The organism is Leifsonia sp. ALI-44-B (assembly GCF_001984125.1).
Taxonomy (GTDB): domain Bacteria; phylum Actinomycetota; class Actinomycetes; order Actinomycetales; family Microbacteriaceae; genus Okibacterium.
Map to the genome: position 1 here is coordinate 90342 of NZ_MTQL01000005.1, position 19125 is coordinate 109466.

A 19125-nucleotide genomic window follows, 5' to 3' on the forward strand; every position below is an offset into this window, starting at 1 on the left:
CGCCGCAGAGCGCACAACAGAGGGGCGGAACCCCGACGGTTCCGCCCCTCTGTTGTACAGGTTTAGCAGTCGGAGTAGAGCAGGCTCACCATTCGGCCGCCTCGAGGCGCATCCGTGGCGAGGACCGTCGCCGCGAAATTCACCGCGGAACCCTTCACGATGGCGCTGAAAGTGCCCTTCATATGCGTGTAAAGGCAGGTGCGGCTCTTGCGGTACTCAAGCGTGGTGTTGATGTGTGAGTACGCGAAGATCGAGATGCCGGTGCCATACGAGTTGCCCTTGAGACGCACCGAATTGATCGTGTTCCCGGTGAACGTGACCGACATGTCCTGGTTCACCCAAGCGACACCAAACGACGGCAGTGTCGTGTTCTGGTCCGCCGTGTAATTGACAGTCGTGGACACCGCGGAGACCGATTGCGGCGACGCCGCACGCGCCAGCGACGACACGGGCGAAGCCTGAGTTTTCTGCGACCGCTCCGCCTCGTCGACGATGAAGTCGGCGATCGCGGCCGGGTCGTTGCTTCCCGCAGCCTGAACGAGTTCCGGTGAAACATCCACGGACACGTCGGAGAACGACACCGTGCCATCGGATGCGGCAGCGATCTCAGCGAGCTCGCTGTTCAACGCGGCCGACACCGCGTCATCGAGAGCCGGCCCCGGCGACGCTATCGCCGAGAGCGGGAACGCCAACGTCACAGCCAAAACGGCCGCGCATGTGGACATGACAGACGTACTTCTTTTCACAGTTATCCCCCATTGGATAGTCGAATCGATTACGCAGGCGTAGCAATCAGGAGAACCCCGAGCACGACCGAGACACCGGCCGCGACGATCGAAACGATCATGAACACGCGGCGTTGGCTGTCAGTGCGCACCAACGCGGCGGCACCAGCAAACAACGCGGCCGCACCCAGGAATGGAACCCCCAGGGTGACGTTCAACGCTTCCGCGATCCAGCCGGCCAAATCCGCTGGCGGCAACCGCACAAGCAGAATCAGCGCCCCCACCACGAATAAACCGATCGCTGAAAACAGGCGATTGGAACTTTTTGTTAGCGACGTTGCTGACTGGCCCCCCATGCGGATCATAGTTCTCCGAACCCCGCCGCCTGTCAAGCAATCTTTGTCGACCCCACAGGACCCCAAGCGGTGCCGGCGGCGCCGGCCCTGTGCCAGTGAAGAGGCTCTTTTGCCGGTCTGGCCCGTTCACCGTAGCTCGCTCCCGTGCCTGCGTTCTCAGATTCTCGGACGCGCCCTGACGGGCTTATTTCGCCCGAGAATCTGCGCACTACGGCACTCACGCTCGCTTCGTTTCTCTCTCGCCAGACAGGCAAAAAAATCGGTCGGCAGAGAAGGAGAGAGCAATGACGCCCACAAACCGGCCTACCATTCAGGAGGCCACGAGAACGTTCCTTGAGATATTCAGCAACTCACGCATCGCAGACAGCATCGACACGGCGCTAAGCTGCATCGAGGTGGACGCGCTTACGGCGTTGCTTCGGGCAGCAGGAGCAAGCCACGCGGCCGACAAATGGCTAGCGGATCACGCTCACGGCGATGACGAGGGCGACCTGCACTACGAAGAGGGCGGTGGCGGCATGAGCGCGTTCTTGGTCGACGCCGAGCACATCCACGTCATGATTCACGCCGCACTCACCTACGGCGGCGGCGCAAACGGGAACCTGAGCGTGGTCACGGACGACGAACCCACGCCCTACAACGGCGTTCAGATCGGCTGGGGCTGCAACATGCGGGTGCTGCGGCGCGGCACCGAATCGGCGTTCGGCCAAATGCTCCTCGACGCTAACGCGGCCAGCGTGAACGCCCGCTACAACGAGGACGAAGCCTACGTGTACACGTATCAGCGGCCCGAGCACTTCGACTGGGAACCGGTGGAAATTCTCGGCGCGATCAACGGCTACGAGTACCAGGCATGCGAAGCTCCCGGCTGGATCACTAGCGAGGCCAGAGCGTTCTGTGACCGACTCCGACGTCTTGCAGAGTCACGCCTACCCAACGCCAGTGACGCCCCGTGGACGATCAGTCCCGGAGATATGCCCCTCCACAAGCGGTTAGCCGCTGAAAAGCGCGCACACCGGGCGTAGACGCCTGAGCGGGGCCAACCACGCGTGTTGGCCCCGCTCCCCCAAAGGTGCGTGTAATTAGTCGCGCTTGAATGCGTGTAATTACTGGCGCTCATCTCCGATTCATCCCGATCAGGGCCAATTTCGGCCAGCTTTGCTGCTGTCGGGGCGGGGTCGGCTCGCCGCCGGCCCCGGCGAGGGGCGACAAACCCCCTCGCGCTCCCCCGGATGAAACGTCAATGGCGCCGGCAGTGCCGGCACCCCCTTTTTGGACGTTCTTTTTGACTTTCTGGCAGATCATCGTAGTTCGCTCCGCGCTCTCCGTTCCGGGCTTTCGCGGCATATCCTCGCTGCGCTCCGGTATTCCACGGTCCCTGCACTCCGGCACTCCGGCACTCCCGCTCTCTATCGATTTCTCTCGCCAGAAAGGCAAAAAAACGGTTGGCAACGAAGGAGAGAGCAATGACAACCACGAACACCATCACCACCCAGACCGGTTCTGTCGAGCACATCGACCCCAACACGGTGATCATCGAAGCGAACGTGCGGCCCAGCGCCCCGATCACCAAAGAATTCGTCAACAGTATCCGCGAGAACGGCGTCCTGACGCCCGTTCTGGCACGCCGCGACGAACAGGGCAACATCCTCGTCCGAGCCGGTCAGCGACGCACCCTCGGCGCCCGAGAAGCAGGCGTAGCCACCATCCCCGTCTACGTTGTGGATGCGGATGAAAAGACGACCGAGCGGATCGTGCAGCAGATGGTCGAAAATGACCAGCGTGAAGCCCTTAGCGACGCCGACCGCGCCGCAGCAGCTCGCGTTCGAGGGCATGTCTGTGTCCACGATTGCTAAGCGCACCGGCACGAAGTCAGGGGAAGTGAAATCGGGTCTCGCCGTGGCTGGAAGCGCCGTCGCAGCATCCGCGATCACCCGGTATCAGTTGACACTGGACCAGGCGCTGGCGTTGACCGAGTTTGAGGACAACGAACGCGCGTGCGCCGAGCTGGTCGCCACCGCGCAAAGCAACCCCGGCCAGTTCCCCCACGCGTTGCAGCGTCTCCGTGATGCCCGCACCAACGCCGAACTGGCAGCCGCGAAGCAACCGAACTGTCGGAGCAGGGCTACATCATCCTCGACACCGACCCCAGCTACGACCCCCCCCCGCAGCCACACGCCGCTACGCGAACTTCTCACCGCCGACAATGAACCAGTCACCGTGGAACACATTGCCGATGTTGACGGCCGCGCGGCTTTCATCTCGGTGTACAACGCTGATCGAGTCGTCGTCAATTACTACGTCGCCGACCCGAAAGCAGCAGGATTCCGCCGCTACGGCCAGGCCCCGAAGGAGCCGATGACCGACGAGCAGAAAGCCGAACGGAAGACGCTGATCATCAACAACAAGGCGTGGGACTCCGCAGAAACCGTGCGCCGGGAATGGTTGGGCGAATTCCTCACCCGGAAAACGCTCCCGAAGGATGCGGCGCAATCCATTGCCCGCGGCCTCACCACGCACCACAACACCGTCGGAACAGGCCTGAACCAGTCCAACTCCCTCGCGCACGAGCTTCTGGGCGTTGAACGATCCAACTACTACTCCCCCGACGCCCTCGCCGCGATTGTCGAGAAAACGCCGACCAAAGCGCTGCACGTCGCTCTCCCCGTCGTCCTCGGCGGAATCGAGGAATCGATCAGCCGGTGGAGCTGGCGCACACCATCGGCCCACACCGCCGCGTACCTCAACCAGATCGAAGCGTGGGGCTACACCCTCAGCGAGGTAGAACGAATCGCCGCCGAGAAGAACGACCCGGCACCCGACAACGCGGAATAACCCGAACCGGGGCGGCTGGCACTCAGTCAGCCGCCCCACTCCCCCAGATCGCGTCGGGCGGCTCTCCCTGAGCAGACCGGTGAGGGCAAGCCCTCACACTCCCCTAAGCTATCGAAGCAGTGGTAAACTAATATCAACTTGATATCTAAACCATATCGATAGCTTGCTGATACTCGTCTGATACTAAAAGCATATTGATAGTGCGAAACTATTGCTCTGATATCGCTGTGAAAGTATGCTGAAAGCATGATTTTACTTATTGGTAGCCAGAAGGGCGGCGCGGGCAAGTCCACCATTGCCGTCAATCTCTGCGTTGAATTCGCTCGTCAGGGCCTCGACGTATGTCTGGTCGACGCCGACGCGCAACGCTCGGCGTCAAGGTGGCACGCCGACCGCGAAGAGTCAGGCGTCACGCCGACGATCGCCAGCGTCGAAAAACTCGGCAACATCCGCGACACACTCGTGGATCTCGATACGCGCTACGAAATGGTTGTCGTAGACGTGGCTGGCAAGGACAGCAAAGAGATGCGAACCGGCATGACCGCAGCGCACAAGATGATCGTTACGGTGCGCCCATCGCAATTCGACCTGGACACGTTGCCCCACATGAGCGACCTTGTCGAGCAGGTCCGCGATTTTAACCCCGACCTGGAAGTGCGAGTTCTTCTCACCCAGGCCCCGACCAACCCCAACGGGTCGGAACGAACCGACGCGGGGGAGTACCTGTCGGATTATCCAGGCTTGCGCTCGATGCAGACCATCATTCACGAGCGAAAGGCCTACCGAGACGTGATCGGCGAAGGCAAAGGCGTTGTCGAGTGGAACAACCCCAAAGCGCGAGGCGAAGTCATGGAACTAGCAGCGGAGCTGATGGCGTAATGGCAATCAAAAAACGTACCCCCGTCGATCCCGCGACGGCCGCGAAAATCGAAGCATTTGGCGCAGCGGCCGACGCGCCGCCCGTGAGTGCCGAGGCGATAGCCGCGTCCGCGCCGGCCACGCCATCTGAGGCCGCTACGGCGCCGAAGAAGAACACGCGTAAAGCTCCGCGATCCGAAGAGGTCGCCAAGACGTTCCTGATCCGCTGGCCCGACGCTGAGCTGCCATTGTTGTTGGCGGAAGTGGCCGAGCTGGACGAACGCAGCCAGCACGCATTGGCACTTCGGGCTCTGCGCCGCGGCCTCGAAGCCATCCGCGCGGAATCGCGCTAGCAAATAGCTAGCGACATGAATCCAAACCGATATCACTCTGATAGCTCAGTGAAAGCTTTCTGATATGTACACCGGGGGAGCGCGTACAACGCGCACGCGAAGGGCTTGCCCCTCGCGCTCCCCAGGCCGGCACGGAGGCCGGCGGATGAACCCCTCCGCGGTGCAGGAAAGACTCTCTCCCTTTTTTGCACCTGTCTGGCCGGTCATCGTAGTTCGCGCCGCGCTCTCCGTTCCGGGCTTTCGCGGCATATCCTCGCTGCGCTCCGGTATTCCACGACCCGGCACTCCGGCACTCTCGCTCTCAATCGATTCTCTTGCCAGACAGGGCAAAAAAATTGTTGGTGGGGAAGAGGTAACACGATGAATGCGAAGGTCACGGTTTACAGCAAGCCGAACTGTCAGCAGTGCAAGATGACGTACCTGGGGCTCGAGCGGGCAGGGGTCGAATACGCCGTCGTGGACATCACCGAAAAACCCGAAGCACTCCGCTACATCACCGAAGATCTCGGATACAGCCAGGCGCCCGTCGTCGTCGACGAACACACCGACGAAAACCACTGGTCCGGGTTCCGCCCCGACAAGATCACCGCACTGGCCAAGTAGGCGGGGGCTGATGATGAAACGACTCGCAGAAGCCCTAGATCTCGACGCCGCTGCAGACTTCCTCGAAGCTCACGGCCAGGCCGGCGGCCTCACGGAAGAACAGACCGTCCTCAGCGTCGCTCGTTTGCGCCAGGATGCCGACGAGGCTCGCATGTGGGCAGACCGCCGGGAACGCAAGCGGCTCTGGCGGGCCGAATACGGCACCGCTACTCAACGACTCGAAGCTTTCAACAGGGGGAAAACATCATGAGCACCAGAACAATCACCGGACGACTCGCCGCCGACCCGGTCGTGCAGAAAGCCGGACGCATGGACATCACCAAGTTCACCGTCATGGAAAACACCGGACGATACCGCGCGGGGGAGTGGGTCGCAGATGACGCCGCCACCCCCCACCACATCGAAGCGAAATTCGAACTCGGCGATGCAGCTGCAGTCCTCCACAAGGGTGACCTCGTGATCGTCGTCGGCTACGAACGCACCAACACCTGGAGCAAAGACGGCGCAGCCCAGTACAAGCGCGTCATCGAAGCCGACCAGATCGGCACCAGCATCACCAACGAGCGCGCCGGAACCCGGAACACCACCCAGGAAGCCCCCCACGCCGCCTCAGACGCCGTGGGATGGGAAGTGGCGCCCGTTGGGCAGGCCGCGAACCCCGACGCCCCCAGCAGCGGTTTCGTCGGCTACGGCAATGACATCGCAGCCCTTCTCGAGGAAGCTCGACTGGATTTCGCCGAAGCGCAGGCCGGCGGCGATGAACTAGCCGTCAAGAAAGCAATGCGCGCCGTCGTGGATCTCGAAAAGGCCGAAGAGAACCGGATGCTGCCATAGGCGGACCTGCTCGAATCGCGCACGCGGCGCCCATGTGTCGCTCTGCGCCAACACTTCCCCCGGCTGACTCTCTCCCAGCCGGGGGATATCCCTGCAACCCCCAGCGTCATGTCACTCGCTGACGGTACTGTGGGCAAGCCATTACCCCCCAGTGGTGGCATTTAGAGAGGCCCGGCAACCCCTGCCGGGCCTCTTCTCTATTCCCGGCGCGCAGCGTAGGGTGAGCGCACCCCACGCCTAGCCCGAAACGGTGGCCTCGTAGCTCTCGGGGGACTACGGGGCCGCTCCTGGAAATCGTCTAATCTGATCACGCATCAGGGTTCTCCGATCGCGATGCAGCCCCGCCCCCTCCCGGGCGGGGCATTTCTTTTGCCCGCCACCAATTCGAACGTGTGTTCGAACCGGGTTACTCTGAGGCGATGGGATCGAACCGACGCTACGCAGAGCACTACGACAAGCTCATGGAACGCCGCATCACCGAGGTCCTAATCCGCCCGAAACCCGTCACCCTGACAGACGCCGAGCTTGACACCGACAACGACCCCGTCGTCACGCCGAAAGAGCCCATGAGTGTTCGCGCGTGGACCCGCTACCGGAAACATCCGCGCGTATCGAGGGCCGCGCGATCGCGTGGACCAGCCGCGCCGTGCACATCGAATGGACCGACACTCAGGGCGCCACGCAGCGGGCGTGGGTGTGGTTATCCGCCGTCGACAAGATCTAGGAACACGAGATGCAATACGAACTCGCCCACCGACCCCGCATCGACCAGCCGGGGGAGCGGATCACCGTCAACGCGGCCGCGAGCGGCGCCGCGGTCACAGCTGCTCGAGCACAGATCCCGAAGGGCAACGTTCTGCTCTACGTGCGCGATCTAAGCACCGATCTGGGAGGCTAGCCGGCATGAGTGGCCTACTGCCCACAGAGAACGAACTCGACGTTGGAGAGCGTTACCTGCTCGCACCGATGGGGGTCGACGGGTTTGTGCTTCGCGCCGATGTCGACCGGTGGGAAGTGCACTTTGAGATCAGCGATGAACGCCGCACCTGGGTGCAGCGCGGACGCCCGGGCCGGTGGGAGGTGTGGTCAGCTGTCGCCGTTCCGCCAATGATCGTTGAGCAGTTCCAAACTGCGATACTCGCCGCGGTGAAACGCATCCCGGAACGCCACGAACTGCGGCGCCGGTTCGAAGAAGACTGACGACCTGAAGTCTTCGAGCTGTCCCAAACGAGCACCCCGCTAACGGGCTCGCCTCTCATTTCTCCTTCGTGCACGCTGCATAGGCCGATGCGGTGGGCGCGGTCAGCGCAATACCTATCGCAGGCGTTCTCCAAACGGGGCGGCTTTCCTATCCCCTTCGGAGCTCCGCGTGTTCCTTCAAATGTCGTCGCCGTATTGCACCGGCTCAACGGTGTCGGGGTAAACCGCCCGCGTTGTACGTGATCCGTTTTGAATCCTCGCGCGAATATCTTTCAGCGCGGCGGCCACGGCTTCGTCATTTTCAAGGTTGTCGTCGGGACTCACGTCAGAGGGAACAGCAACCAGTTCGCTCGACGCATCAAGTGTCATCGTCGCCTCAACCCGCTTGCCCGTCTCCGTGTAAGCCGGAACAACAACCGCTTCGGAATGAGTGTCACGATTTATCGAGGTCACAAGCTCAACCAGCGCAGCAGCAATGGCGTCCGTGGTCACAAAGGTCTTCGTCGCATACGTGATCTCTTGCATAATTCAACTCTCTCGATGCTCTTAACCCCAGGCAATGGGGTTGTCTACCGAAACCGCTCCGACTACAGCTAAGGCGGATACGCGTAACGCTTCAGATTGATCCCTGTGCAACACATCATGTGACGTGCTGTACATAAAAACGGCCAGCCGCGGATGTATCGGTTCTTGGACGACGTGCAACCCTGTCGAGGAGCTCGCACTGGCGGAGAGCGCTTCCCGCCAATGTAACCCCCCGCTCCGCGCCCGAAAGCGGAACTGGAGTCGCAACTCGACGTCGGATACACGTCGAATCACTCGCTTTTAGTCCTGTAACGCGTGGCCGCGCTACCCCGAGCTGGCACCATTCGTCGGCCGCTAGCTAATATCCAGAAAACGTGCTTCCCACAAAAACGCCGAGAGCGGGACCCCACTCGCTCATCTACTTCAGCGTTTCGGCACAGCGGGCTCTGATCGGAAACTGAAGCGATCATAAGTGCCCGGGATGATACTGCTGGCGATGACGTCTGTCAGCTGGGTTACTGAATATCTCAGCCAGACCTAGCGTGATTGAAGCCGGACAGCGGAGTTAGGAATGTCCCGTTCGGCACACACCACTGAATGGAAGGTTTCGCATGTTTTTTCACCGTCAAGAACTGCAACACAGCGCCACCCCCGATAAGCCAGACGCGCTTTTCGCCCGCAAACTCCAGGAGGTGCTGGGAGGTCAGTACGGTGAAATCACCGTCGCGATGCAGTACGGCTTCCAGGCGTGGAACTCGCACATCCCCGGAAAGTACCGCGACCTGCTTTACGGCATCGGCGCCGAGGAAATGGGCCACGTCGAGATGCTCGCCATCATGATCGCTCAGCTGCTCGAGAAGGCCCCCGCCGAGGAAACCGAGCGCGCCGTCAAGAACGACCCGACGCTCGCGGCCGTCATCGGCGGAACCGATGTGCAGCACGCCATCGTCGCCGGCGCGGGTGCTCGCCCGGTGGACAGCAACGGCAACCCGTGGCAGGGCAGCTACATCACGGCATCCGGCAATATGCTCGCCGACTTCACGGCCAACGCCAACGCCGAGATGCAGGGCCGCCTGCAGGTCGCGCGCCTCTACAACATGACCGACGACTCGGGTGTGAAGAGCCTGCTGTCGTTCCTGCTGGCCCGCGACACGATGCACCAGAACCAGTGGATCACGGCCGCGAAGGAGCTCGAGACCGATGGCCTCGAAATGCTGCCCGTGCCGAACAAGTTCCCCATCGACAAGGAGGAGCGCGACGTGTCCTACCAGTACCTCAACTTCTCGGACGGCCAGGCCGCCAAGGAAGGCTCCTGGGCTTCGGGCCCCACGCCCGACGGCCACGGCGAGTTCACCTACCACGACGGCCCCACGTCGAGCGTGCCCATGCCGCCGCCCACCACGCCGGACCCGACGCTCTACGGCACCATGCCCGACCCGGGCGGGCTCCACTCGAAGGCCAAGACGGCCGTCAAGGACGCCCTCCAGTAAGTCGCCACACACGGAAATACGACCCGCCGTACCCTGCGGTTACGTGACAGGGTATGGAAAAGGCCGCCGGACTCTCTCGGGTCCGGCGGCCTTTGTTTACGTCGATCGTTATGCGGAGGAGTACTTAGCGGTCGTGGTTCTCGTGACCGCGTGGTCCAGCCTTAGCGTTCCGGTTCCGGGACCGGAACCATGGTCCCGGTCGCATTCGCGGACGCGAGCAACTGCTCAACCCACTGCTTATTCAAATTCATCTGGGCCCGAGGAGAAGAAAACTCAAACCAAAGAGGGATTGCTGCATCCATCCACAAAGTCGATCGACCACTACCGTCGACGGCATCCCGATTCCACGACAACGTGAACGACTCACCTCGACGAAGCTTCGTTATGATTGCCAGCTTCATATGCGTGAGCAACCTGTCGTCAAAAGGAAACTCTTGGTTCAACCCATAACGCAAAACGCCCACCACACACATCCCTGCTTCAAGAATCGAGTGCGCACAAAACCGGCCGTCAAAAGCACCAGCGGTCGCGTCACATTTCAGCCAATTCTAACGGTGTGCGCGCCGAATGTTCAGGGATATAGACCGCTGCGACGCGGCATAGGCTGAACATCCGGAGCATGAGTGCTCTCCTGGATCGGCAGCCTGACCGAAAAGAGGGTGCCGCCACATGTGCTGTGGCGGCACCCTCTTTTCGGTGTGAGAAGTTACATCACCAGTGTTACGGCTTCGCCTGGTCCTGCACCGCGCCGCGAGCGTCCTGAGCGCTGCTCTTGACGTTCTCGGCTTCGTCGGTCGCCGTGCCCTTCACGTTCTGAGCGGCCTCCTGGGCGGTCTCCTGAACGGCGTGCGCGGCCTCCTGGGCCGGCTCCTTGAGGTCCTCGGCGATGCCCTTGGCGACGTCCTGGACTTCCTGCAGGGCGGGCGCTGCGGCGTCCTTTGCCTGCGAGGCCAGTTCTTTCTCCTTGTCGCTGGCGGGGATGAGGGATGCGGCGAGCAACCCCACACCGAAGGCGATCAGTCCGACGGCCAAGGGGTTGCCTTCGGCCTTGTGGACGGCCTTGTGCGAGGCGTCGGACAGGCTGCTGCCGGCACCCGACACCGAGCCGACGGCGGAGTCCTTGGCACCGAGGACCGAGTCGCGGGCGTCGGTGGCGACACCGAACACGCGGTCCTTCACGCCATCCACGCGGCCGCGCAGCTTCTCCTTCTCGCGGTCGACGATCTTCGAGGGGGTGACCTTGTCGGCGAGGGCGTCGACGTCGCTCCCCAGTTCGGAACGGGTGCGCTCGATGTTGGCCCGAATCTGGTCGGGATCAGAGGCGTCGTAGTGCATGCTCATCGGTTTTCCTCATTCTTCTTCAGGGTGTCCGGAATCTTCTTCAGCGAGTCGGCGGTCTGCGGCATGCCCTGCACATCCTTGAGCTTCTTGCGGCCCTGGAGGTAGAGGATGCCCGCGATGATCGCCCAGATGAGGGCGACGACCACGGCAGACCATCCGTTGTCGATCAGGTGACCGAGGCCCCACCACAGTGCGATGGAGAGGAAGAGCACGGCCATGAGTCCTGCGTAGCCGGCGCCTCCGAGCAGTCCAGCGCCCTTGCCGGCACGCGTCGCGGACTGCTTCAGTTCGGCCTTGGCGAGGTCGACTTCCTGGCGCATGAGCGCCGAGATGTCGCGCGACACCTCACCGAGCAGATCGCCGAGCGAGGTGTTCGCCGCTTTCTCTTCCGAGGGGGTGTGCTGCGGATCCGTCATAGCCGGCGCCCGTCGTCGATGGTCGGGTCGTAGGCGGGCGCCGAGACGGGCGGGAAGTCGCCGTCGAGCGTGGGCGTGCCGTCGGTGTAGGCGGGGGATGCCTCGCCGTAGACGTCGTCGGGCGACGCGGGAACGGGCGGCACCGGGGGAACCGGCGTCACGGGCACGGCCGGAGCGGCGTGCGCGGGGGCGCTCGTCGAGGCGCCCGGTGTGCCGGTGGTGCTCGACGCACTCGACGCCGCGGCCTCCTTCTCGTCCTTCGCTTCGCTCGTCAGGCTGCGCACGAGGCGACCGGCCACGAGGCCCGCGACGGCCGAGACGGCGATGAAGGTGCCGGGCTTGCGGCGGGCGTAGTTCTTCACCTCGGTGAGCAGCGAACCCGGGTCGCGCTCGTCGAGCCAGGAGGCGATGCCGCTGGTGCGCGAGGCCACCTGCGAGACGAGGTCCGTGGCGACACCGGGCTGATCGGATGCCTGAGCCATGCGGTTCAGCTCATCGCCGATGCTGCGCAGCCCCTCGGCGACGCGGCCCTGCTGCACGCCGGCCTGCTCGTGCAGCTGGGTGCGGGCCTCCTCGTAGAGCGCCTGCGCCTGCTTCTTGGTCTCACCCGCGACCTTGGATGCTTCGTCCTTGGCCGTTCCGGCCACGTTCTTGGCGGAGTCGGCCGCGTCGTGTCCGACCTGGCTCGCCTGTTCCTTCGCGGCACCGGCTACGTCTTTGGCCGTGTCGGCGACGCCGCTCGTGGAGTTCTGGTCCTCCGGCGGATTCGTCGGAGTGTAAACGTCGGTCATGGTTATCCTTCCGTGACGTCTGATGCATGGCCCCCGACTGGGGGTCGAGGGCAACGTGTGATGACGATTCTGGAAGGTGCCGGCCATGTCTCACAATCCCCTTATAGCGGCAGTGATTTCCCCATATCATCCGGCCTTCAAACCGGCGCATAGCCCTATCATCTGCTTGCTATCAGACCAGCGTGGAACGCCCGACCAGGGTGAGTATCCAGCGCGCGGCGGGGCATCTACGCCTACTCATATCCTCACGAGAAAGAACCGAGAAAGCCTCAAAATGACTTCCCGCTATCCGGCTACGGTTCGAAAGTGATCAATGTCAAGAGGTGTCCTGCATGCCGCGACGCCCCGACCTGGTACCAGTAGGGTTGTCCTGTTTCGCCGGTAAACGCACAACACCCGGGCGGCATCTACGCAGCTGCTCGCCCAACGAAATCGGCCGACCAATGTCGACGCATTATGAATGCGCATGAGCAGTAGGAAAAGCGCGAAACCAGCCGCTCCACCGACCACGTTGAAAATGAAATCGTCGACGTCGGCAATATGGCCTCCGCCGGCAAACCGCTGCGCCGCCAGCTGCCCGGATTCGATCGCAAGGCTCACGCCGGCGGTATTGATCCGCACCATTCGCAATGACGGTTGGGCGAGCAACAAAGGGATCAGCAAGCCGAGTGGCAGGAAAACCGCGATATTCGTCAGCGCATCCCCGACCTCGTCGTCGACGAAGGGGATGAGCGCGAGGGCAGGGGTTCAAGCTCGCCACCGCGGGGTGCGTCAACGAAGACCGGGAAGATGTTCGCCACAATTCCAGCCGCATAAACCGAGAGAGCAGCGGCGACAGCCCCCCCGCGGGCTGAGATGAAGCGGCTCGCTCGGAGCCAAATCAGCATGCACACGAAGGCGAATTCCCCAACATGCCCCCGTTCTCATTAACGGGGACATGCCATAGCGGAAGGTGCGGGATTTGAACCCACGATGAGTCGCCTCAACCACGAAAACTTGGTTCGCGGACATTAAGCCGGACTCTGTCAACCTCGTCCACAGGCTACGCCCCCGAAGATGTGTGAGCACACAGACTTCTGGTCGCAGCCCAACACAGCACGGTGCATCTTGATCTCTCACCTATTCTCGTGACCCAGAGACCCGAGGAGTGTCATACCGCCGGGAGCCCCTGATCAGTGGCGATGCCGCATCTTCTGCTCAACCCGGAAAAGCATTACCTGATTTTCTTCCAGCCCCGTGAACGCGTCCCTCATGGTGACAGCTGCAGGGCTCCGCGCCGAAGTGTCATCGTTTGCGGCGGACGGCCGGCGATCCACAGTTGAAGAACCCACCTGGACAATCTAATAGCCGACTGTCACCGCCATAACAAAAGATCACGTGCCGACGGCGATATCTTGTCCGGTTCCGTGCGCGTCACCATGTGTCCAAGGACCGGATCTGTAGAGCTGCGCCGTGGAAAGACCTCAACCGAACGCCCTTCCCAACGCAGCGTCAACACACGCGCGGAAAACGATATCCGGACGTGGATGGGGTGATCGAGCGATACGCGGAAGCGGTGTGCGCGGCGGCGCACAATCAAAGCCATACGTTCTCGAAGCATGCACCTCGAAGTTCCAGACGACGCGCGTGCCGACCCGCTCTCAGCGCTTGCCGTGTTCCCGTAAGTTGTGGGGCAACGGGTTCTCGAGCTCGCAGAAACGGGGGCGAAGTGGTCAAGTCGAAACGTGGTGGCATCGCTGTGGTACTGATGTGCATCACCGTGTTGGTGTTGACGGGATGTTTCCCGGTAATCGGTTCGCCGACGACGAGCACAAATAGGTTTGAGCGCGACAAATACGGGGTCCTCCATATTGGCCCTGAACCGACAGCCCGCATCTACGACAACGGCGTCGCAGTATGGGACCTCACAGTGCCGCCGAGCGCCGCAGCCTTCGGCATCGAGGTCGATCCCGCTCATTCGCAGAGCGTGGGGGCCTACAGTGCAGAATCAGCCGAGGGCCATCCCGTGCGCTTGATCCTGCCCGAGGGGCGCAGCGTGCAAGTCATGGCCTCGGCCGTGATATTCGATCTCACCGATAATACGGAGGCGATCACTTCCAGAAAATCAGGCGAAGTCACCGTGCCAGAAGGACGCCTCTTTACCCTCCAGGTCAACGTTCTCTCCGGCGAAGGCCCAAAAAAAGGCCGCGAAGCCTACCGCGCGGTGCTCGAGCAACTGGGCCTACCTATGGACAGCCTTCATGAACTAGATGCGAAGATCACGAACGCGGCAAACGCCGACCCTATCGAAGATCCCGCCCGCGCGAGCGTAGGGGAATCAGCACCCGCGGCGGGCGGACTGAACTTCGGCGTCAGTACCTCGTTCCCCCAAACGACAAAAGAAATGCCATTCGCGCTTCGTCTGACCGGCCTATGGGACCCAGCACCAATTCCATCAATAGACACGGCTGAGGATTAATCTTGCCGCACGTACCCTGAAGCGCACGAACACGGTCTCTGCCACAAAAGGTACTAAGACAATGAACGACACCGCTCGCACACCGCCGCTGGATCAGTCGTACTACCGTGCGCCCTACACGGCCGCCCTCGCCCGTTTTTTCCGCAAGTACGCGACCTTCCGCGGTCGTGCCAGCCGCAGCGAGTACTGGTGGTGGATGGTCACTAGTTGGCTCGTCGCCGTCATCCTCAACACCGCCAGTGGCCTTGTCACCGGCAACTGGAACGTCGATACCTTCCGGTACATCCTGGCCCTCAGTTTCCACGCGGACCTTTTCGCCTGGGCCGGCGTCCTGTTTTCGCTAGCGACTGTCATCCCTGCACTCGCCGTCACTTGGAGACGCCTTCACGACACCAATCACCGCGGTGGATGGTTTTTCATCGCTTTTATTCCGGTACTCGGGTGGATTGCACTCCTCGTTCTCACTCTCACCCGGCCCAATACCGACGGCGTCCGGTTCGATACCGACTGATCGAGGCAGTGAAGCGGCCGCTGAGTTCGAAGCCCACAAGGTTAGAAAGCGCATTTCGAAACGTCACGAGCTGTGGCGCCGATTCGGCTCGGCGTAGGTGCTGTCACCGAGGTTTCAGACGTCCGTCCAGCTGATCCATTCGAGATCGCTGATGACGTCGGATTCGAGGTCTGTCGTTTCCGGTTCGGAGTCAGGCTCTTCGTACAGCATGACCGAGCTTGCTGGTGTGATGAGGACGCTGACGGGGCTTTGGAGTGAGCGGGGAATGTCGACAAACGCGCCGCCGGTGTGTGCGGCGCTCTGAATCTCCTGTTTCAAGGAGTCGCCATCAACGCCTTCGGGTAGAACAAACCTCGAATTATTCACGTTCACAAACATGCGCTGCATCGTGTCCCCTTTCCGATTTAGAAAGGATAAGAAGCGATCCGTTAGCCGTGAAGCCGGTTGACCCTAAGAAGCCGTTGACCTAGGGCCGGGCTGCAGATGGATAGCGACGTTGGGTTAGCGGGGTTCCGGTTCAGGCACGGGAACCATGTTCCCGGTTGTGTTCGCTGACGCGAGTAGCTGCTCAACCCACTGCTTATTCAGATTCATTTGGGCGCGCGGTGACGAGAACTCGAACTGCAGCGGGATCGCGGCGTCGATCCACAACGTCGACCGGCCACTACCGAGGGCGGGTTCTCGGTCCCATGACAGGGTGAAGGATTCACCGCGGCGAAGTTTCGTCACGATCGCCAGCTTCATATGAGTTAGTAACCTGTCGTCAAATGGAAACGCCTCGTTGGACCCGTACCGCAAAACGCCCATCACACATCCCTGCTGAAGAATCGGGTGAGCAGACGAGCCGGCCGTGCATGGCGCCTGCGGTCGCGTCACATATCGATCAAGTCTAACTTCCGGCGCCGCCACATCTGGGGAAAAACTGACTTTCGCGGGCTCTGCGGTAGATGGCCGGTCAGCCGGGTGATGTGGGAGAAGCGATTCGGCAAAGAACGATTGACGCCCCTCGAGCGAGTCTGTGAGACGCAGGTTCGAGGGGCGTTGTCTAGACGAGTTCTTCGTCGATGTGGCTCCCGATGGTGTGGTCGGGGCCTGTGAATTCGTACGACCGGGGGGCGATGTCACCGGTTTCCTCGTCCACGTTTATGTCGGCAACCGTGATTCCGATTCCCGGGGTGATGAGAAGGGCGACGGGTTGAGGTTTTCCCTCGCCGGAGTTGACCTCTAGCCAGAACGGTTTGGCGCTGGCGAGGCCTTCTTCGATTTCTATGCGAACGGCTTCTGCGGTGGTGTGGGGCAGGGTGTAAGAGTTGCCCAGGTATTCGATATCGACGCGCTTCATAGTGTGAGCCTTTTTCAGATCGGTTCGGACGTGATTCGGAGACCAGCGGGTGAGTTGGAACTCAGCGCGAGTTCGTCGACCCACCGTTTGTTGATTTCCGGCGGGCGTCCGCCGAGGAATTTGTACACGAGCGAGATGGTGGGGTGCATCCACACGGTGGTGCGTCCGTCACCGATGGCGGCGTCGTCGCGCCAGGAGAAAGCGAATGCTTCTCCGCGCCGCAGCTTCGCGGTAATGACGATTTGTAGGTGCGCGAGCGTCCGATCATCGAAATCGACGACGAGAGATGCGTCGTAGGTCATTTTCCCCATAGGGGTGCCTCTTTTCTTTCCTGGCGAAGGGCTAACAATCCTCGCCGCAGAACAGAAAAGCAATTTGACCGGCCCAAATTTGCGGCTACAGGTCTTTCGGGTTCTATGTAACAAGGCCCCGGCCGCACATGCAGGCGTGCAGCCGAGGCCTCATAATCACATTCCGCCAGGAAAGCGACCGTAATAACGGTAGTAGGAACCGTTTGACTTCAGTTAGCGGTGCCTGCGCATTACGGATACTCCACCAGCGGGTCGCGCTACGTTAGCGGGCCCGCGGCCGCGCTACCTTGTCACGCCGGCGTGCCGAACCTCAAACCCAAAAGTAGGTTCTAGAGAGGGTTGATGAGATCAGGGTCGTCGCCAGTGACAGGGCCGACCTGGTGGAACTGCAGGCTGGCCGCAACGGGTGTCGCAGCCTCCACTGCGGCGTCGACGAGCGCCTGGTCACCAACAGTGCCGGCGTCCAGCCAGATGTCGTGGAGATGTCGGGGGAGGGTGACGGGTGTGCGGTCATGAATGTTCTGAAGATCGCCGACCGCTTCACGCGTCAGGATCGTGGCCGTGAGTATCCAGTCATCGTCAGTGCCGCCCGGTGGGCGCCACCAGGTGTAGAGGCCGGCGAACGCGATCAGCTGTGCCGGGTCGTAAATGAAGTACGGCGTCTTCGTCTTCCCGACCGTCTTCCACTCGTAGTAACCGGTGGCGGGAATGATCGCACGCTTCGATCTCACCGACGCTTTGAACGTCGTCTTCTCGGCGGCTGTCTCGGAGCGGGCGTTGAACGTTGGGTATTTCAGCTTGGGCTCTTTCGCCCATTGCGGGAGAAGTGACCACCGGCCCTGCTCGAGCCGGTAGCGAGCCTCGGCCTCACCTTTCGCGGACTGCAACACGACGGGGATCTGCTGCGTAGGTTTGATATTCCATGCCGGCGCGAGCTTGTAGGCGTCGAGCTCGTCGACGTCGAAATAGGAACCTAGCTCTTCACCGGAGGAGCTGACCGCAAAACGACCACACATAGGGCCAGCCTATGTGCCGGACTGATCGCCTCACGGCCCGGAGTCACTGAGGTGGCACAGGTGGCTCAGGTTTCCTCTTCGTCAAAACTTTGAGTACTCGAAACGCTCGCTCGCTCCTTTCGGCGTTCGAGAACGTCGCTACGCATGCCACAAGTGAAATCAACACGAGATATCCCACCGCAATGATGCCCGTGAGGTTGAGGGCTGAAGTGAGGGGTGAAAAAATGCAACCAGGTCAAACACCGTGTCTCCAACAACTGGCGCAAACCCCCCACCCGCTTGGCGCCGGTCTTGAATGACGGGTCTACCAGGGCACTTTCGGCGCGGATCTCTCCGTATGTTTCAGCCTGCGGATGATCGGTGTTCCGACGCGTGGGGAGGCCGGACGAGCATCGAACAAGGATGAAACTGCCGCATCATTTCGGGCCGGTTTCCCCGGCGCCGGAAATGACATTTTTTTATTTTGCCCATCCGTGGTGTGGAGGGCGGCCGGACCGCCATCCCATTAAACGGGATTAGATCCTGCACCGGAGTAGACACGTGCAGTGAGATCCGCTCCCGGGGACATCTGACCGCTATGGCCTATTACCCGAGAAGGCTGCCTCGAACTGGAGAGGTGCTATTCCACTTTAAGTATAGCGCACAAGATACCGACCAGTTTGGAACACTGTCCGTTAGGGGATGCTTTACGGCACGGTTTCACTGTGAAACACGGTCGTGCGGAGTATTTCCCGGTTCGACGTGAAGGGCCCGCCGGTTCCTTACTCAGCTACGCTCGCGGTTGTGATTGCTGAAGAGGAGACTGTCATCCACGTGACGCCGAATGCTCCGTGGCTTCCCCGCCACGGCCGGGCCGAAGTGGTTCGTCGAAGTATCCCGCCCATGCCCATGTGCGTCGCGAGGCTCCTGCTCCGCCAGGGCGACCAGATCTTCTGTGTGCCCCGGTCGGAAACGGGACGGCTCGATCTTCCAATGCGCGTGGTTGAGCCGAATGATCCCACCGGCTTGATCGCAATCACTGAACTTGCCGAGCAGGTAACCGGCCACGGGACTGGCCTCGTCTTTGCTGGGGCAGTAAGGAACGTCGTCGAATCACGCCAAGACGACTACGCCTGGCCGACGCCGCACGCACACTTCGGCGTATGGGTCTCGGAGAACAT

Annotated in this window: 28 protein-coding genes and 1 tRNA gene; 15 read left to right on the plus strand and 14 right to left on the minus strand. The window is 61.5% G+C overall.

Translation table 11 applies throughout. The features are described from left to right. Nucleotides 1-62: 62 nt before the first annotated feature. Together ALI44B_RS01025 and ALI44B_RS01030 are read right to left on the minus strand one after the other, a co-directional pair. The gene (locus tag ALI44B_RS01025) at nucleotides 63-581 is read right to left on the minus strand and encodes a hypothetical protein (protein WP_143458891.1); all 519 of its coding nucleotides are present in this window, start codon (nucleotides 579-581) and stop codon (nucleotides 63-65) included. Nucleotides 582-775: 194 nt separating this feature from the next. Further along, nucleotides 776-1081, minus strand: coding sequence for a hypothetical protein (locus tag ALI44B_RS01030; RefSeq protein WP_143458893.1), 306 nt, complete (start codon nucleotides 1079-1081; stop codon nucleotides 776-778). Nucleotides 1082-1365: 284 nt separating this feature from the next. On the opposite strand from ALI44B_RS01030, the gene ALI44B_RS01035 reads away from it, so the two are divergent. The 11 genes from ALI44B_RS01035 to ALI44B_RS01075 all read left to right on the plus strand — a co-directional run bounded on the left by ALI44B_RS01035 (nucleotide 1366) and on the right by ALI44B_RS01075 (nucleotide 7764). Further along, complete coding sequence (locus tag ALI44B_RS01035; RefSeq protein ID WP_143458895.1) at nucleotides 1366-2106, plus strand: hypothetical protein; 741 nt, start codon at nucleotides 1366-1368, stop codon at nucleotides 2104-2106. Nucleotides 2107-2547: 441 nt separating this feature from the next. Then, nucleotides 2548-2937 carry a ParB/RepB/Spo0J family partition protein gene (locus ALI44B_RS01040; protein ID WP_077052945.1) on the plus strand — a complete coding sequence of 130 codons (390 nt, stop codon included), beginning with the start codon at nucleotides 2548-2550 and terminating at the stop codon, nucleotides 2935-2937. Continuing rightward, nucleotides 2855-3916, plus strand: coding sequence for a hypothetical protein (locus tag ALI44B_RS15750; RefSeq protein ID WP_143458897.1), 1062 nt, complete (start codon nucleotides 2855-2857; stop codon nucleotides 3914-3916). Before ALI44B_RS01040 ends, ALI44B_RS15750 begins: the two co-directional genes overlap by 83 nt. A 246-nt stretch (nucleotides 3917-4162) precedes the next feature. After that, entirely contained in the window at nucleotides 4163-4795 is a 633-nt protein-coding gene (locus ALI44B_RS01050) for an AAA family ATPase (RefSeq protein ID WP_077052947.1), read from the plus strand. Then, nucleotides 4795-5127 carry a hypothetical protein gene (locus ALI44B_RS01055; RefSeq protein ID WP_077052948.1) on the plus strand — a complete coding sequence of 111 codons (333 nt, stop codon included), beginning with the start codon at nucleotides 4795-4797 and terminating at the stop codon, nucleotides 5125-5127. The genes ALI44B_RS01050 and ALI44B_RS01055 overlap by 1 nt, the downstream gene beginning before the upstream one ends. Before the next feature lie 360 nt (nucleotides 5128-5487). After that, entirely contained in the window at nucleotides 5488-5730 is a 243-nt protein-coding gene (gene nrdH, locus ALI44B_RS01060; RefSeq protein WP_077052949.1) for a glutaredoxin-like protein NrdH, read from the plus strand. A gap of 10 nt (nucleotides 5731-5740) precedes the next feature. After that, nucleotides 5741-5980, plus strand: coding sequence for a hypothetical protein (locus ALI44B_RS15755; RefSeq protein WP_143458899.1), 240 nt, complete (start codon nucleotides 5741-5743; stop codon nucleotides 5978-5980). Between the two features lie 59 nt (nucleotides 5981-6039). Further along, nucleotides 6040-6564 (plus strand): hypothetical protein, encoded by a 525-nt coding sequence (locus ALI44B_RS01070; RefSeq protein WP_238591944.1) that lies wholly within the window; start codon nucleotides 6040-6042, stop codon nucleotides 6562-6564. Between the two features lie 580 nt (nucleotides 6565-7144). Continuing rightward, nucleotides 7145-7288 (plus strand): hypothetical protein, encoded by a 144-nt coding sequence (locus tag ALI44B_RS16050; RefSeq protein ID WP_179100185.1) that lies wholly within the window; start codon nucleotides 7145-7147, stop codon nucleotides 7286-7288. A gap of 9 nt (nucleotides 7289-7297) precedes the next feature. Then, complete coding sequence (locus ALI44B_RS16055; RefSeq protein ID WP_179100186.1) at nucleotides 7298-7462, plus strand: hypothetical protein; 165 nt, start codon at nucleotides 7298-7300, stop codon at nucleotides 7460-7462. Nucleotides 7463-7467: 5 nt separating this feature from the next. Continuing rightward, nucleotides 7468-7764 carry a hypothetical protein gene (locus ALI44B_RS01075; RefSeq protein ID WP_077052952.1) on the plus strand — a complete coding sequence of 99 codons (297 nt, stop codon included), beginning with the start codon at nucleotides 7468-7470 and terminating at the stop codon, nucleotides 7762-7764. Between the two features lie 177 nt (nucleotides 7765-7941). Here ALI44B_RS01075 and ALI44B_RS01080 read toward each other — a convergent pair whose 3' ends face one another. Beyond that, a complete protein-coding gene (locus ALI44B_RS01080) occupies nucleotides 7942-8289 on the minus strand; it encodes a hypothetical protein (protein ID WP_077052953.1) in 348 nt (115 codons plus the stop codon). 611 nt (nucleotides 8290-8900) lie between these two features. Between ALI44B_RS01080 and ALI44B_RS01085 the strand changes: the two genes are divergently transcribed. Then, entirely contained in the window at nucleotides 8901-9779 is an 879-nt protein-coding gene (locus ALI44B_RS01085) for a manganese catalase (protein WP_077052954.1), read from the plus strand. Nucleotides 9780-9940: 161 nt separating this feature from the next. On the opposite strand, the gene ALI44B_RS16590 is transcribed toward ALI44B_RS01085, so the two are convergent. The 6 genes from ALI44B_RS16590 to ALI44B_RS16060 form a co-directional block, all read right to left on the minus strand. After that, entirely contained in the window at nucleotides 9941-10252 is a 312-nt protein-coding gene (locus tag ALI44B_RS16590) for a DUF7882 family protein (RefSeq protein WP_143458901.1), read from the minus strand. Between the two features lie 247 nt (nucleotides 10253-10499). Beyond that, a complete protein-coding gene (locus tag ALI44B_RS01095) occupies nucleotides 10500-11120 on the minus strand; it encodes a DUF3618 domain-containing protein (RefSeq protein ID WP_238591945.1) in 621 nt (206 codons plus the stop codon). Then, nucleotides 11117-11536 carry a phage holin family protein gene (locus ALI44B_RS01100; RefSeq protein WP_077052955.1) on the minus strand — a complete coding sequence of 140 codons (420 nt, stop codon included), beginning with the start codon at nucleotides 11534-11536 and terminating at the stop codon, nucleotides 11117-11119. The genes ALI44B_RS01095 and ALI44B_RS01100 overlap by 4 nt, the downstream gene beginning before the upstream one ends. Further along, nucleotides 11533-12327 (minus strand): hypothetical protein, encoded by a 795-nt coding sequence (locus ALI44B_RS01105; protein ID WP_077052956.1) that lies wholly within the window; start codon nucleotides 12325-12327, stop codon nucleotides 11533-11535. The genes ALI44B_RS01100 and ALI44B_RS01105 overlap by 4 nt, the downstream gene beginning before the upstream one ends. Before the next feature lie 285 nt (nucleotides 12328-12612). Next, on the minus strand, nucleotides 12613-13056 hold the full coding sequence (locus ALI44B_RS16555) for a VanZ family protein (protein WP_083709370.1): 444 nt from the start codon (nucleotides 13054-13056) through the stop codon (nucleotides 12613-12615). Nucleotides 13057-13273: 217 nt separating this feature from the next. Continuing rightward, nucleotides 13274-13364 (minus strand) — tRNA-Trp (locus ALI44B_RS16060). 671 nt (nucleotides 13365-14035) lie between these two features. On the opposite strand from ALI44B_RS16060, the gene ALI44B_RS15765 reads away from it, so the two are divergent. Then, nucleotides 14036-14785 carry a hypothetical protein gene (locus ALI44B_RS15765; protein ID WP_143458903.1) on the plus strand — a complete coding sequence of 250 codons (750 nt, stop codon included), beginning with the start codon at nucleotides 14036-14038 and terminating at the stop codon, nucleotides 14783-14785. A gap of 61 nt (nucleotides 14786-14846) precedes the next feature. Then, complete coding sequence (locus ALI44B_RS01115; RefSeq protein WP_077052958.1) at nucleotides 14847-15296, plus strand: DUF805 domain-containing protein; 450 nt, start codon at nucleotides 14847-14849, stop codon at nucleotides 15294-15296. Nucleotides 15297-15410: 114 nt separating this feature from the next. On the opposite strand, the gene ALI44B_RS01120 is transcribed toward ALI44B_RS01115, so the two are convergent. From ALI44B_RS01120 to ALI44B_RS01140, 5 genes are all read right to left on the minus strand, one after another. Then, nucleotides 15411-15683 carry a hypothetical protein gene (locus tag ALI44B_RS01120; protein WP_077052959.1) on the minus strand — a complete coding sequence of 91 codons (273 nt, stop codon included), beginning with the start codon at nucleotides 15681-15683 and terminating at the stop codon, nucleotides 15411-15413. Nucleotides 15684-15797: 114 nt separating this feature from the next. After that, nucleotides 15798-16103 carry a DUF7882 family protein gene (locus ALI44B_RS16595; RefSeq protein ID WP_077052960.1) on the minus strand — a complete coding sequence of 102 codons (306 nt, stop codon included), beginning with the start codon at nucleotides 16101-16103 and terminating at the stop codon, nucleotides 15798-15800. 238 nt (nucleotides 16104-16341) lie between these two features. Further along, complete coding sequence (locus ALI44B_RS01130; RefSeq protein WP_077052961.1) at nucleotides 16342-16638, minus strand: hypothetical protein; 297 nt, start codon at nucleotides 16636-16638, stop codon at nucleotides 16342-16344. Between the two features lie 14 nt (nucleotides 16639-16652). Further along, entirely contained in the window at nucleotides 16653-16949 is a 297-nt protein-coding gene (locus ALI44B_RS01135) for a DUF7882 family protein (RefSeq protein ID WP_077052962.1), read from the minus strand. A gap of 329 nt (nucleotides 16950-17278) precedes the next feature. After that, the gene (locus ALI44B_RS01140; protein ID WP_077052963.1) at nucleotides 17279-17965 is read right to left on the minus strand and encodes an SOS response-associated peptidase; all 687 of its coding nucleotides are present in this window, start codon (nucleotides 17963-17965) and stop codon (nucleotides 17279-17281) included. A 783-nt stretch (nucleotides 17966-18748) separates the two neighbouring features. Here ALI44B_RS01140 and ALI44B_RS16340 point away from each other — a divergent pair. Next, the coding region (locus tag ALI44B_RS16340; protein WP_238591951.1) for an NUDIX hydrolase at nucleotides 18749-19125 on the plus strand (377 nt) is incomplete at its 3' end.